The organism is Streptomyces sp. CLV115 (genome assembly GCF_038448545.1).
GTDB classification, from domain to species: Bacteria; Actinomycetota; Actinomycetes; order Streptomycetales; family Streptomycetaceae; genus Streptomyces; species Streptomyces sanglieri.
Genome location: NZ_JBCEWQ010000043.1, coordinates 24,368 through 38,348, shown reverse-complemented (window position 1 = coordinate 38,348; position 13,981 = coordinate 24,368). Strand labels below are relative to the sequence as shown.

The 13,981-nt window shown below is 72.4% G+C and carries 10 protein-coding genes; 3 read left to right on the top strand and 7 right to left on the bottom strand.

Annotation, left to right across the window (positions count from 1 at the left end; all coding sequences use genetic code 11):
• Positions 1-21 precede the first annotated feature (21 nt).
• The 6 genes from AADR41_RS17270 to AADR41_RS17245 form a co-directional block, all read right to left on the bottom strand.
• Positions 22-1,911, bottom strand: a complete 1,890-nt coding sequence (locus AADR41_RS17270) for a hypothetical protein (protein ID WP_342282297.1) — start codon at positions 1,909-1,911, stop codon at positions 22-24.
• A gap of 540 nt (positions 1,912-2,451) precedes the next feature.
• The gene (locus AADR41_RS17265) at positions 2,452-3,549 is read right to left on the bottom strand and encodes a hypothetical protein (RefSeq protein ID WP_342282296.1); all 1,098 of its coding nucleotides are present in this window, start codon (positions 3,547-3,549) and stop codon (positions 2,452-2,454) included.
• Between the two features lie 58 nt (positions 3,550-3,607).
• Positions 3,608-4,285, bottom strand: a complete 678-nt coding sequence (locus tag AADR41_RS17260; protein ID WP_342282295.1) for an RES family NAD+ phosphorylase — start codon at positions 4,283-4,285, stop codon at positions 3,608-3,610.
• Positions 4,285-4,962, bottom strand: a complete 678-nt coding sequence (locus AADR41_RS17255; protein ID WP_342282294.1) for a hypothetical protein — start codon at positions 4,960-4,962, stop codon at positions 4,285-4,287. Before AADR41_RS17255 ends, AADR41_RS17260 begins: the two co-directional genes overlap by 1 nt.
• Positions 4,946-8,428, bottom strand: coding sequence for a CHAT domain-containing protein (locus AADR41_RS17250; RefSeq protein ID WP_342282293.1), 3,483 nt, complete (start codon positions 8,426-8,428; stop codon positions 4,946-4,948). The genes AADR41_RS17255 and AADR41_RS17250 overlap by 17 nt, the downstream gene beginning before the upstream one ends.
• Before the next feature lie 49 nt (positions 8,429-8,477).
• Positions 8,478-9,056 (bottom strand): hypothetical protein, encoded by a 579-nt coding sequence (locus AADR41_RS17245; protein ID WP_342282292.1) that lies wholly within the window; start codon positions 9,054-9,056, stop codon positions 8,478-8,480.
• A gap of 317 nt (positions 9,057-9,373) precedes the next feature.
• On the opposite strand from AADR41_RS17245, the gene AADR41_RS17240 reads away from it, so the two are divergent.
• On the top strand, positions 9,374-9,730 hold the full coding sequence (locus AADR41_RS17240; RefSeq protein WP_342282291.1) for a hypothetical protein: 357 nt from the start codon (positions 9,374-9,376) through the stop codon (positions 9,728-9,730).
• Between the two features lie 431 nt (positions 9,731-10,161).
• A complete protein-coding gene (locus tag AADR41_RS17235) occupies positions 10,162-11,805 on the top strand; it encodes an eCIS core domain-containing protein (protein ID WP_342282307.1) in 1,644 nt (547 codons plus the stop codon).
• 450 nt (positions 11,806-12,255) lie between these two features.
• On the opposite strand, the gene AADR41_RS17230 is transcribed toward AADR41_RS17235, so the two are convergent.
• Positions 12,256-12,849 carry a TetR/AcrR family transcriptional regulator gene (locus AADR41_RS17230; protein WP_342282290.1) on the bottom strand — a complete coding sequence of 198 codons (594 nt, stop codon included), beginning with the start codon at positions 12,847-12,849 and terminating at the stop codon, positions 12,256-12,258.
• A gap of 70 nt (positions 12,850-12,919) precedes the next feature.
• On the opposite strand from AADR41_RS17230, the gene AADR41_RS17225 reads away from it, so the two are divergent.
• Positions 12,920-13,813 carry an NADP-dependent oxidoreductase gene (locus AADR41_RS17225; RefSeq protein WP_342282289.1) on the top strand — a complete coding sequence of 298 codons (894 nt, stop codon included), beginning with the start codon at positions 12,920-12,922 and terminating at the stop codon, positions 13,811-13,813.
• The last annotated feature ends 168 nt before the right edge of the window (positions 13,814-13,981 follow it).

The following is a 13,981-nucleotide window of genomic DNA, read 5'->3' as shown; positions in this document are numbered from 1 at the left end:
GGGCCACGTCGTGCGGTGGTGTCACATGAGCGGGGCGGCGAAGGCGAACGGGCATTCCGGGCCTTCTTGCCGCCAGGGCGGGTCGAGGGCCCGGACCGCGTCCTGGGCCGAGTCGGTCCCCGGACGGAGCACCCCGTCGGCGCCGAGGGCCCGCCAGGCCTCGGCCGCGTAGCGCCTGGCCTGTCTGCCCGCCGCGTCGGGCGGCGGCGGTCCGGTCGCGGGGTCCGCCCGGGCCAGTACGCGAAAGCCGTCCGTCTTCAGCCGGGCGAGCGCCGCCCGCCAGTCCGTGCCGTGGGGGCAGGCGCGTACGACCCCGTGCTGACGGGACGGGGCGGGTGGCCGGCGGCCGACGATCAGGAGGACGCGGCACGCCTTGGCCGTGCCGGAGTGCACGGCGGGCAGCGAGGCCACCGCGTGCAGCGCGTCCTCCAGGGACGACACGGTGTCCTGCCTCCGCAGCGCCGGCGCCCAGTCGGCCAGCGCCCGGGGCAGCTCGGCGGGCGGGCGGGCGACGACCGGGGCCCGCAGCAGCGTGCCCTCCTTGGCCCAGGTGCTCTCGTAGTCCGCGTGGTCGTAGTGGCCGACGGCTCCGACCCGGACGGCGCCGCCGGCGCGGTCCCGGCGGGCCAGAAGGGCGGCGACGTCGCGTACGAAGGCGAGGCGTTCCTCGGTCTCGGCCAGGTCGGCACCGCTGAGTTCGACGGTGAACAGCAGATCGAGGCGGGGCGGGCGCACCATCCGGCGGGGCAGACCGGACAGCAGTCGGGGCACATCGACGAAGGTCTGCTCGGGCGGCCGCTCACTCGCGGGGGCGAGGAGGTCCACCTCGCCGGGGCCGCGCAGCACGAAGGTGAGCCGTGCCGGTTCCAGTGCCCCGACCTTGAGCCGGTGCACGGTCACGGTCGGCGCGCCGTTGCCGTCGGCGGCCGGGGTGCCGGCGAGGACCGGCAGGTGAAGAGGGGTACTGCCGGTGGCTCCGCCGTACACGGTGACCTCGGCGGTCGCGGTCTCGCCCGGGGCCAGCCGGGAGCCCGCGGGAAAGAGCACATGGCTGTGCGGGCGCACGGCGCCGGTGTCCCGGTCGGCGCGGGCCAGCAGCAGGGTGTGATCGGCGAGGAGCGGCAGCGTACGCAGGAGCCGCCGCACCCGGTCGGCGGCGACGCGGCGGGCGGGCGCTTCCCCCGGGTGTGCCGGTTCCGCCGGCGCGGTGCGCTCCGCGGGCAGTTCGAGGCGCACGGCGTGGTCCCGGGCCACGACGGCGGCCGCGCGCCGCAGCAGCTCCCAGCCGGGCGCCGGGCGCAGCAGCACGGCCGCGGCCCCCGGGTCGGCCGGCAGGCTCAGGGTGAGCCATCCCCGTACGGCGTCGTCGAACGCCCGGCGGTCCACGGGCGGGATGGTCCCGTTGCCGCCCGCCAGCTGGAAGCGGCACAGAGCGGCGTCGGCGTCGAGGGCGGGCACGACCGTGCGCCAGGGCGTGCTGTCCGCGTCGCGGAGGACCGGGATTCCGGCTTCGGTGAAGGTCACCCGGGTCAGATGGAGCCCGTCGGGCGCGCACTCCACGAACGAGAGTTCCGCGCGGCTGTGCCGGAGCTCGTCGAGCGGTGCGCCGGGTCCGGCCGCGGGAAGGTCGTCGGGGGCGCTCCGGCCGCCGGGGAGTACGCCTCCGGGCCGCCTCGCCTCGTCCCCCTGCGGCGGACCGCCCCTGATGACTGCGGCGAGGCACGGGGGATCGCCCGTGCCGGGTGCGGCGAGTGCCGCCGCGCGCAGGTCCCAGGTGCGTTCCGCCGCCCGGAGGGCGGTCTCGGCGGCCGCCAGGTCCGCTGCCGTCATTTCGCCGAGCACCGGGTCGTCGTGGAGGCGCCAGCCGCAGACCTCGCAGACGTCGCGCCGGTCCTCCGGAGTCGCGCACACCGGACAGGCATCAAGCACACCACAGCCCCCCGTAGTCCGTCCGTGCCCCGGCTCGCCGTGACGGTCCGGGCGCTGCCGAGGCCACGCGCCGGTGGCCGCCGTGATCACCCAACCCCCTTGCAGAGGAGGAATGATGATTCCACGTCAGATTTGCGTACGGGTGAGTTCCATGAACCGCGGACAGAACTCGCCGGAGACTCCATCAGCCGGCCACGACCGGAACGATCCCATCCGTTCCTGGTCGGCGGCACCCCGCGCACACCTGTCCGCCGGCCACGCCGCCCGTGCGGCCCCGCGCCGCCGGCACGGCACCCCTCGATACCGGTGCGAACGACCGGACGCCACACCGTCAACCCGCTCATCGACCCGCTCACCACCCCGTCGCTCATCGACCGGTGCCGTTGGGCGGAGCCACGACCGTGCGCGTCCCTACGGCGATTCCGGCGACATGAATGCGCCACGCCGCTCTCGCCTCGCCATCTGCCGGGCGGAGGGGCTCAGTTACATTCCAACGGGTCGGCCGGTCGCGGACCGGGCACGTTACGGGCGGATCCTGGACCCGATCCGCGCCACCAGGGCAGCCGCCTGCGGCGTACGCACCACGAAGTGGACGTCCCAGTCCGCGCCGCGCGCCAGCTCCGCCTCCACGGCGGCCCACACGGCGCCCAGACTGACGTGGTACGGCAACCCGCCGCGGCCCGAGCCGAGCAGGGGGAAGCACACCGACCGCAACGGCGGGACGGTCTGCCCGGACTCCTCGGCCAGCACCGCGAAGGTCCGCGACACCGCCGTCGTGACATGGGCGGGCAGCACGTCGTAGTCGTTGGTCCCGGCCCGGGGCACCGCGATCGCGGCGTGGTGGATCCGTCGTACGCCCTGCCCGGCCAGGGCTCCCGAACCGGTGGTGACGACGGTTCCCGGCAGCACGGCGCGCCCCGAGGTGTTGTGCCGGGCCGCCCACTCGCGCAGCCCGTCGTGGACCGGGTCGTCGATGACGTTACCGGTCACCCCCCACACGGTCGCCGCCCGCCGCAGCGACGCGGCGACGGAGGACTTGTACGCCTCGGGCAGCGCGAGGTGGACGTTGATCGGCGAGACCACCACGTCCACGTCCCGCAGCAGGTCAACGGGGTGCATGTGCACGGTGAGGACCACGTGGCGGCTCCCGACGAGCACCCGCACCGTCCGGTGCGTGACGGCACTGCGCTCCCCCTCGCCGCCCGGGGGCACCCCCTCCCCCGCTTCCCGCTCCTCCGGTGCCGTCGCCAGACGCACGACGTGCTCGGCGACCTGCCCCAGGACCATCACCTCGTGGTCCTTGCGGAAGCGTTCGACGCTCACGCCGTACACCGAGGCGGCCCTGGCCCGGCGCGAGGACGCCGGCCAGTCGCGGGTGCCCTGCGCGAGTCCCAGGGTGTACTCGGCGGTGGTGCGGAGCGTGCCCTCGTCCAGGAGCGACACGGCGCGCCGCAGCAGCGACTCGACGGCCGCACCCGGGGTACGGGCTCCCGTCGCGGCCACGGCCGCCGCCGCCTCCAGGTGCGGCAGCGGACGACCGCGCAGCCGGACGAGGCCGATGCGCCGGACTTCCCTGATCTCTTCGAGAGTTGACGCAAGGTCAGGTTGGGGCGATGCCATGCGATCACCATGGCACCGCGTCCCCCTGCGGACAAGCCGGTCCGGGTTCTCGCGGGTGTCACTCCCGTCGCGGCCGTGAAATCTCCGCGCGCAGGGGTTCGAGGTACCGGTTCGCCCGGTCGATGCCCGCGTCGGAGTCGAGCTGCGGGATCCCCGAGGTGGGAACCACGTCCAGCGGTTTGCCGTCGCAGTGCGCGAACCGGTCGTGGAACAGCACCAGGGCGCGCTGCGGCCGGTTGTGCCGGGACTGCCAGATCAGCCCCATGGCCTCGGGTGCCTGCGCCCGGATCTCGCTCGCCCAGCGACGGGCGGACACATAGTTGCGCTCGTCCTCCAGGAGCGTGGACTCCTGGCAGACGGCGGCGAGGTCCTTCGCCTCGATCAGGGAGACCAGGGTCAGCTCGCACCGGGTGCGCAGCACGCTCAGCGTGCGGTGCAGGACGGTGGCGTACGGGATGCGCCGACGCCCGGAGGGCAGTTCGAAGGGGCGGGAGCGCAGCACGCTTTCCGCGAGGGCCGTGGTCGCGGTGTCCCCGAGGTACAGACAGTGGTACGGGTCGAGCTGCGTGCCGTCGAAGCGGCTGCCGTCCTTGAACTCGAAGGGATCCGCCAGTTTCGGATTGAACTCGTCCGGCGCGTAACGGATGTTGTGCACCCGCCACAGCTCGGTCCCGGCCGGGAGCACATGCAGGACGGGCCGCAGCTCCAGCGAGGTCATGGGAAAGATGCCGGTCATCAGTCCCCCTCCACCAGTGCGGTGGCCGCGCCCACCAGTTCCCGGTCGGGCAGCCGGCCCAGGAGCGCCGCGGGTGTCCCGCCCAGCCAGGTGTTCCCGCTGAGCCACCAGGCCGCAGCCCCCCAGGGGTCGATGTCGGCGAGGAGCAGCCGGTTCACCTGGATGACCACCTCGTACGGGCTTCCGCAGCCGTCGGGGAACTGGAACTCCGGGTAGCGTTCGCCGCCCCGGGGGTCGGCGAACCTGATCAGTTCCGGCGGCGCCGCTCCCCCGCACCGGGCGTGTGCCTCGTCCCTGGAGAGGGCGGGGGCACGGAGGATCTCGTCCGAGGTGCCGTCCGGCATGTCCGGTGCCGGCGGCCGTGCGGGCGCCAGCAGTGCCATCAGCGCCTGCGCGCCGATGACCACGGCGGGTTCGGGTGGCGCGGCGACCAGGCGTACGGCGTCCAGGGCGGGACGTACGGGATGGTCGAACGGCAGCGCCAGCAGGGCGAGACGGACACCCTGGCAGGCTCTGCGGAGGGCCGTATCATCGTCGGGTTCCACTGCCGCGAGCGTCTCCAGCCGGGTGAGCAGCAACGCGTACTGCTCGTCGTCGAGCGCCGCGCGGACGGCTGCGTGATGTTCTCCGATCAGTGCGAGCAGCCGGCCCGCCGGGCCCTCACCACTCGTGTTCATCCGGTCCCCCTCCTTCGCGTGTCTTCCTCGTCCCTGCCGGGCCGGGGTGTCCCTGGTGAATGAACGCGGCCCACAGCGGGACGCGGTCCAGGTCGGTTCTCTCCGCCTGGCGCAGCAGCACGTCGCCGAGCGAGCCGGGGTTCTCGCGGCCGGGATCGAGCATCCACAGCTGGGCGGCCCTGAGCGCGTCGACGGGGCTGAGCCCTTCGGCGTTCAGACAGTGGTGGAAGACCGCCATCAGCAGGGCCGCGGTGCCGTCGTCGGCCGCCCACCGGGATCCGACGACGTCCCGTGCGCCGCCCGAGACGAACGCCGTGGTGAGCGTCAGGGCCTCGTCGTGATCGCGGGTGCTCAGATCGGTCCGGCAGGCGCTGAGGACGACCAGCGGGCCGTCTTCGGGTTCCTGTCGGCGTACCGGCCGGTCGAGCAGCCGTGTCACCGTGAGGTCGCCCGGGTCCGTGTCCTCCGCTTCGGCGGGCGGGTCTTCCGCGGGCCCGGCGGCCAGGTGCAGGGCGGAGACGGTGGGCCGGACGCCCGCCGATCCGTGCGAGGCGACGTGCAGCAGAGAGGCGCCGTCGGTGAGGAACCCGAGGACCTCGTCCGGGGTTCCGGGCAGCAGTTCGTCCTCGGGGACCTCGAACATCCCCCCGCACAGCCGGGCCCCCGGGTAGAAGGCGTTCCGCAGGGCCAGGACTTCGACCTCGGCGTACGTCAGGCTCAGGGTGGGATCGGCGAGGAGCACGGGAGCGGCCGCCGGGTTCCGCGGCGCGCGCCGCACGGTGCGCAGGAACTGGCTGCCGGACGCCGCGTAGCTGAACACCGTGGTCCGGCACAGGTAGGCGGGCGAGGCTCGGCCGGGCCCGCGTGCGGCGTGCCAGGGGACGATGCCGAGGCGGCCGCAGGGCACCAGGACGACGCGGAGCGGCTCCTCCGCCCGGTCGTCACCGGGCCTCAGTGCCTCCTCCAGGGCGCCGACGACGGGCCCGAGCACGTCGTGGGCCCAGTCGCACAGCGCCCCCAGGGACTCCTCCCAGCTCCGGGCTGCGGCCGCGTCGCCGGGGACCGCGGCGTCGCGCAGGGCGGTGGCGTCGAGGTAGCGCTCCAACGGGCCGTTCCCGGCGCCCGACAGGAGCGGCAGGACCTTCATGGCGACGCCGCGCTCGGGCGCCACGACGATCGCCACTCCGGCTTCCGCGTCCTCCCCCGGTACGAGATAGACCAGCGCGTCGGCGCCGCTCGCCGCGACCCCGTCCGCGAGGTCGGCCGGCGTGGGTGTGCCGAGCGGTCCGCCCCGCTCGCGGTAGCCGAGGGCTTCGAGGGCGCGGCGGCGCAGGGTGCTCGGGAGTTCGCCGGGCAACCCTTGCTCCCGGGCGTCGCCCGGCCCTCCGTCCGCCCCTGGTGCGACGGCCTCCCGCCAGGCCTCGGCGAGTTCGTGGTGGCCGTCCGCGTCGAGGAGTTCGGGTACGGCGGACGAGGTGGACGCGGCGTGCAGCACCAGGGCCCGTCCCAGTTCGAGCACGGCCACCGCCTCGTGCAGCCGCCCCTGCGACGCCGCCCACAGCGCTGCCTGGATGCCCCGGTTCGCCCCGGCGCGGGCGATGAGAAGTCCGTGTTCCGCACCGGCCTGGAGGAGCACGTCGGCGGCGAGCGCCGTCAGTGCCTCCTCGGCCGCGCCCAGCGCCCTGATGTCCTGGACGTTCTGGTCGCGGACACCGCGCTCGCGGTAGGCCTCGGCCAGCTTCCACAGCGCCTCCGCGGCGATCCGGGGCGCCCTGCCCTCCCGTACGGCGTCCCGGACGCGCTCCAGTTCCTCGATGTACGTGTCCAAGGCAGCCCGGTCCCGGGTGAGTGCGTACCGCAGTCCGGCGGACATGGCGGCGGAGTAGACGTCGTCCGTGGAGGCGTCCGCCGGCGGTGGGACGTGCTCGCCGCCGGGCGGCGTCCCGCCGGAGAGGGCGGCGCGCAGCAGCGCGAAGTCCGGGCCGGTGGGCAGGGACGTCATCTCCGCGATCGGGAAGCCGCTCGTGCGGACACCGGTCATCCCCGCTTCCAGGAAGGCGGTGCCGCGTCGGACCGGTTCCAGGTCTCCGATGACGGCGCCGAGTCGGGTCAGGGCCGCTCCCAGGGTCAGTTCGACGACGAACCGGAGCGGATGTCCCCCGGGGACGGTCCGGGCCAGCTCCTCCGCGTCGTCGACGAGGCCGCGGAGCGTCTCCCCGTCGTCCGCGTCGAGCACCTTGGTGTAGAGCGCCTGCGCCCGTCCGACGACGGCCGGGTCCCGGACCCCGGGAGGCAGCGGGCCGTCGTAGTTCTCGAAGCAGCGGGTGACGGCGTCCACGTGGGCGCGGCCCGCGGACCGATCCTGGATCGTGCCTCCGACTCCGGCGCTGACGTTGAGCAGCAGCGCCATCAGGGCCTCTGTGCCGGGCGTCGGGTCGGGGCCGGGCGGCGGCTCGTCCTGCACGGAACGCAGCTTCCGGAGCATTTCGTTGAACGCCTCGCTGTCACCGTTCCTGAGCGCCTCGTCGAACCCTTGGGTGGTGGCGTTCACCGCGTCCTGGGCGGCGGCGAGACGCCGGATGTCATCGAGGGCGAGCGGGGGTCCGGGCTCCGGGTCAGGGGCGGGCGCGGAGGCGGCTTCGGTCTCCCCTGCGAGCGCGCCCTCGCCCTCCTCCGCGGACGCGGCCGCCTTCTCCTTCAAGGACGCGGCTCCGGTGTCCCGTTCGCCTCCCGCGCCGCCGGCCGCGGCCTTCTCCTCCTCGGGCCCTTCGGGCCCCTCGGCTCCCGGCACCCCGCCGCCGAACATCTGTCCCATCGTCTGCCGCAGCACATCCGCGAAGGGGTCACCGAAGGGCATCAGGTTCGCGAGAACCTCGGTGAAATCCGGCCCTGTACTGGCCGAGAACAGCTCCCGCATCCGCCGGTACTCCGTGAGGAACTCGGACGGCAGCGGCAGTTCCGCGATGTCGTCGGTCAGCTCGTGGATCTCCGTGGCGAAGGACATCACCCCGTCGTACCCGGACCGCGTGACCCAGTCGACGAACGCGGCGAGATCCGGCACGTTCCCCGGCACGCCCGGCTGCGAGCGCATCGGCGTCAGGAGCGTCAGCAGAAACAGCGCCGCCCACCGCCGCTCCTGCGTCTCGACCGCGGCACCGAGCGCCGTGCGGCGGTCCCGCGCGTCCCGCAGGAGCCGTTCCGCCCGTTCCCGGTCCGCATCGGTCCCGCCCCCTGCGGAATGCCGCAGGGCGAGCGCGCCACCGAGCCATACACTCACCGCGCCGCGCAGCACCGGATCGTGGTCCAACAGCCTCACGAGTTGGTCGAGTTCGCCGATCGACCTGTCGTAAGCCGCCGGCGGCACCGCTCGTGCCCCCATGGCCGGGATCAGCTCTCTGACCCTCTCCGCCGCCTCCGCCGACCAGGTACGCAGCCCCTGGATTCCGCCGCTCGCCCGGTCGCTCATCGGCACTTCCTCTCCCTCGGAGTCCGGACCGTCCTCGGCAACAACACCACTATGCCGATCCGTCGGACGCGGGACGGCGGCTTCCCGGGCTTCGACCACGGAACACCCGGGGCACGCCCAGTTCGGCCCGCATCTCCCGGCGCATCTCCCGCAGACGGCGCCAGAGCACGTCGATGCGTTCCTGGACGGCGGCCGTGGAGTCCCCCTCACGCGGCACGCCGCCGTCGAGGCGTCGCACCATCCCGTAGGCCGTGCCCAGTTCGCGGCTGAGGTCGCCCGCGAGGTCGAGGACCCGGTCCGGCACGCGCAGTTGGGCCTCCGCATACACATCGCGGTGCTGGTCGCGCGCCTCGGCCAGCCGTTGCCGTACGGGCGCCGAGTCGTCGCGGTTCAGGGCGTGCACCTGGTCGGTGAGCGCGGCCAGATACTGCCGTGCCGCGGTGTTGAGGGCTACGTAGCACGCCCGCAGTTCCTTGACCTCGCTGCGACGTTCCCGCGCCAGCTCGGCGCGCTCCTGTTCGTGCTGTCGGCTGCGGTCTGCGGCGCGCTGGGTCAGCAGCGCGGACAGCAGCGTCCCGACGACCCCCACGACGGCGGCCGACAGGGCGGTCGCACTCCCGACGTCCACACATCCCCCACTCCGGTGCCCGATCACGTCACGACGGTCCGGTCATGTCATGGATCCAGCGAAGCAGGGACCGCGGGGCCCGGGAACAGCGCGACCGGAAGTCGCCCAGGGGACGGCCGGGAGGCGACCAGCCGGAACGACGGGGGCCTCTCGTCGGTCCACCGCGAATCGGCCGGACCAGCCGTCCGGAGCCCACCGGTCCGGCCCGATCCGGGCGGAGTACGCGCTGGAAGGCGACGCGGTCGTCGGTAATCCGTTCGGGTGTGCCGTTCGAGATCGTGGCACCATGTACAGCATGACGATCAACAAAAAGGTCCGTGCCGCGTAGCCGGCCAGGTCACGTCCGGGCCGGAATCCCGGACCGGAACCAGTCGCAGAACGCAAGGCCGGCCATCGACCGGCTTTCCCCGCGAACCCTGTCCGAGATCGTTCGCATCGAGCGCACCCGCAACTATCTCCGACCGGGGGACGTCGGCACGGCTTTGCGCCTGTGGAAGGCCTACGTCCGCCGCCCCGAGCGTGAGCTGTGGCACGACGACGAGTTCGGCAACGCGCACTGGTACTGCTGCGGGAACCCTCTCGAAGGCCGTGCCCTGCTCGACGGCGTGATGCAGGCGATGTCGCAGCGGGGCGCCCGTGAACTTCGCAAGGTCGTGGAGGACCTTGATTCCTGAACGGGCCCACCCGGCCCAGCCGCGAATCACCGAAGACCAGGAACAGGTGGAGCGGAATTCAACGCCGCGCCCGCCCCTTCGACGCCGCGGCAGCTTCGACGCCCGGCCCGAACGGAGCCTGGTGGCTCGGAGCCCGTACGCCGGAGGGGCCCTCACGTGCGGTGGCCCCGGCGCCCCACCGGCCAACGTTCTCTGCCCTCGGGGGCCTGGCCCGGCACCGTACATCCCAGGTATGCAGGGAAAGTTCACCCCGTCCAGCCGGAAGGCCACGCCGTATGCGTCCCCACGCCCACAGTCCCGCCCGCGACGGCGCAGAGAAGGACCGTTCGACGGCGCGCAAGACTTCTCGTGCGCCGGAGCAAGCCGAAAGCAGCGCCCCGCAGGGGCTGTTCGGGCTTCAGAGCACGACGGGAAACGCGGCCGTGGTCCAGATGCTGCGGCAGGCGGGCCACCCGTGGGCCGAGGAGAGGCACCAGCACGGTGCGGACTGCGGGCATGAACAGGGCGGACAGCCATCGGTGCAGCGTTCCGCCGTGCACGAGGTACTGCGGTCCGCCGGGCAGCCCCTGGACGGCGGAACCCGTGCGGACATGGAAGCCCGGTTCGGCGCCGACTTCACCGACGTGCGCGTCCACGACGACGGCGCCGCACGTGCCTCGGCCGCCGAGATCGGCGCTCGCGCGTACACCTCGGGAAACCACATCGTGCTGGGCGACGGCGGGGGTGACCGGCACACCCTGGCCCATGAGCTGACCCACGTCATCCAGCAGCGCCAGGGCCCTGTGAGCGGCACCGACAACGGCGGCGGCCTCCGGGTTTCGGACCCGTCCGACCGGTTCGAACGGGAGGCGGAGGCGCATGCCAGACGCGTCCTGTCCGGCAACGCCCCGGCCCGTGGAACGGCGGAGGCGAAGGCCCCCGCGTCTGGCCCGGGCGCCCCCTGCGTACAGCGGATGCGCAGCGACAACCCCCACGCCGCCGGCGACACGCACAACGGGTGGGAACTGACCGCGCATCACATCGTTGCCCACTCCCAGCTGACCGGCGCGCTGGAATCACTGGACCCCGGGAAGCAGGCGGCCCTGCTGCGCCAAGCGGTTCCCGAGGTGATCACCGACAAGATGCTGGTGAATCTGAAGGTCGAGATTCCGCCGCACATGAACCGCGACGACTTCAAGACACGGCTCCGCGCCGCGCTCGTCAAGACGGGCGGGGGCGACACAGCAGAATTCCAGGGAAACAATCTCAAGGAAATTCGCTACGCCTTCTACGAGTGGCAGGGGGGCAATCAGTTCCTCGGCCCCAACACCAGCCTCCGCGCGGAACCGACCAAGAGCGGGGACGACACGGACTACGACGGCCGGCACTTCTCTCCGCTCAATGACGACCGGTTCACGAATCTCACCTCCCTGGGAGACGAGTTGAAGGAGGCGAACGCGGCCAACGACCGGAAGAGGCAGGCACGCCTGCTGCGGGAGATCCTGAGTATTACCGTGAACGCCACTCCGCATCCGTTCGACGCCGGGGCCTGGACCGAGGTGACCTCGGTGGGGGAAGTGGACCGGCTGGCAGGCGCCCTCGGCAGGGACCACATGCGGGACTACACCTACTTCATGATCCGGATGGACGAGATCGAGAGGGGGAGATACCAGGGGATCTCCCAGAACAAGGAGAAGACGAAGTTCTTCTACTACGGTGAACCGATCCACCCCAAGGAGATCAAGGGCTCATTCATCTACATCAAACTGAACACCGCACAGGAGACAGTCGTCTCGAACGAAAAGGTGCCGCTCACCGGGCTCCTGCCCAACGCCCAGGAATCCGGCGGGGACGTGGAATTCGATCTGCCCGCCTCCGGTCGCGTCGACAACGGGGCCCTCACGCTGGACGGGTACGCCGGATCGATCCCCGTGGAAGAGGCATCGACCGGCCGATTCCGGGTGAAGCAGCACATCTACAGGAACCGGAAGCTCGACACCGACGCCGCGGGAATGAAACTGTCCGACTTCTGCGTGGAGGTCGGTGTCCCGACCTCCACCTTCCTGCCCCGTGTTCTGGTGGAGGCGCTGGGCTGAGGACGGCCCCATGAATGATCTTCAGGTCGCCTCGGAGGTGGCCGGCCGCTGTGCGGCCTGCTGAACTGTTCGGCGGGGCCAGGTCATGCATCCGCGTGATGCCGTGCATGACGTGGCGGTTGGTCCAGCAGTTCGCCTCACACCGGCGTCTCCACAGGCGTGCTCTCCTCCTGCTCTCCGTCCCTCCGGCAGCGTTGCCGCGCGGCAGATCCGCGGGAGCCGGACCGGCGGAGGGTCGGACGGGCGGAGGTTCGGACGGGCAAAGGGTCGGACCGGCGGGAGATCGCCGGGGTGCCCCGTGCGCGCCTGCCGTTGCGGCGGACCCGGACCCGTGGGTGCCGGGTCACCCACGCGCCGCATGCCACCAGCGGGTTCGAGCGGTTCGGCGACACCGGCTCCGTGTGCCGCCGTGGCGGCCGACGCGTTCCCCGGGCTCTCGGCCGCGCGCAGTCACCCGCGACCGGTGACAGAAGGGCAGGCAGTCTCCCAGGCCGCCTCGATCATCCGGAAGACCTCGTCCACCGCGGACTGCGGATCGGGCGCCTCACGGGCGAGCGAATAGGCGTCGATCACGAACCTCGCGATCGCCCGGCAGACCGTTGTGGTCCCGGACAGGCCGAGATCGGCAGCGATGGCCCTCGCCAGCGTCTCCGCATGGCGCAGCCTCATCGACTCCTCGTACTCCCGCAGCGCGGGCGAGGCCTCGATCATGCACCGGATCGGGGCGGCGCCGTCCGCCGTGCAATGCCGCACGAGGGCCTGGACCTCGCGGCGCAGCGCGGGGATGAGCGGCTCGTGCGGCTCCCGGTCGGTAGCAGCCTGCGTGAGGCGTCGCTCGAAGTCGTCGTCCCGTTCGAATACCAGGGCCTCTTTCGAGGCGAAGTGGGAGAACAGCGTGGTGACGGCCACATCGGCCTCGGCGGCCACATCACGGATTCCCACTGCCTCATACCCGCGTTCCAGGAAGAGCCGCAGGGCGGTGTCAGCGATCTTCTGGCGGGTCGCGGCCTTCTTGCGCTCACGACGTCCGGACGGCACGGTCATGCCCTGACACTACCAAATACAAAACCAAAACCGTTTTGAAACACTAACAGTTAGTGTTACGGTCGGACGCATGAAGAGAATCAGCTTCGCCGAGTTCGGCGGCCCGGACGTTCTGCACCTCACCGACGTCGAGGAACCCCACGCGGGCCCCGGCCAGGTACGCATCGCCGTACGGGCGGCGGGTGTGAACCCCGTCGACTGGAGGATCCGCGAAGGCCAGTTCCAGAAGACCCGTCCGATCGAGCTGCCCGCCGGAGTCGGGCAGGACGCCGCCGGGGTGGTGGACGAGGTCGGCGAAGGCGCCGAAGGGGTCGAGGCGGGCGACCGCGTATTCGGGCGGGGCTCAAGCACGTATGCCGAGTTCGCCGTACTGTCGGCCTGGGCCCGCATGCCCGAGGACCTGACCTACACGGAGGCGGCCGGCTACCCCTCCGTGGTGGAGACCGCGCTGCGCATCATCCGCGAGGCCGGTGTCCAGTCCGGACAGACGCTGCTGGTCAGCGGCGCGTCCGGCGGAGTCGGATCGGCGGTGCTGCAGATCGCCCGCGACCGCGGCATCACGGTGATCGGCACGGCCGGGGCCGCGAACCAGGACTATCTGCGCAGCCTGGGCGCCCTCGCCACGACGTACGGCGAGGGCTGGGTCGAGCGGGTGCGGCAGCTCGGCCATGTCGACGCGGCTCTCGATCTGGCCGGCTCGGGTGTCATCCGCGAGCTCGCCGAACTGACCGGGGACCCGCAGAAGGTGATCTCCATCGCCGATCTCGCCGCGCCGGGGCTCGGCGCGCGGTACTCCGGTGTGACCGGGAACGTGCCGCAGGCCCTCGCCGAAGCCGCCGACCTCGTCTCGCGGGCGAAGCTCCACATCCCGGTCGAGAAGTCGTACCCGCTCGCAGAGGCCGCGGCCGCGCACATCGACAGCCACGCCGGTCACACGCGCGGGCGCCGGGTCATAGTCGTCTGAAGCCGATCCCCGCACTCGCAGTGGTTCACGGGAAGGGGCCGCACTGCCGTCGGTGAGGGGTTCTGCGCCGATCGCGGGGCGCCGCCGCAGGTCCGCCGGACTTGGGCACGCCCCGCAGAGCGAAGACAGCCCGGGAAGAAAAGGCGACATGGGCTGTCGTGTTTAACG

Coding starts and splice junctions, on each gene's coding strand:
- AADR41_RS17265 (WP_342282296.1), bottom strand. CDS start 3,549: ATGGCATCGCCCCAACCTGACCTTGCGTCAACTCTCGAAGAGATCAGG.
- AADR41_RS17230 (WP_342282290.1), bottom strand. CDS start 12,849: ATGACCGTGCCGTCCGGACGTCGTGAGCGCAAGAAGGCCGCGACCCGC.
- AADR41_RS17225 (WP_342282289.1), top strand. CDS start 12,920: ATGAAGAGAATCAGCTTCGCCGAGTTCGGCGGCCCGGACGTTCTGCAC.
- AADR41_RS17260 (WP_342282295.1), bottom strand. CDS start 4,285: ATGACCGGCATCTTTCCCATGACCTCGCTGGAGCTGCGGCCCGTCCTG.
- AADR41_RS17235 (WP_342282307.1), top strand. CDS start 10,162: ATGCTGCGGCAGGCGGGCCACCCGTGGGCCGAGGAGAGGCACCAGCAC.
- AADR41_RS17250 (WP_342282293.1), bottom strand. CDS start 8,428: ATGAGCGACCGGGCGAGCGGCGGAATCCAGGGGCTGCGTACCTGGTCG.
- AADR41_RS17255 (WP_342282294.1), bottom strand. CDS start 4,962: ATGAACACGAGTGGTGAGGGCCCGGCGGGCCGGCTGCTCGCACTGATC.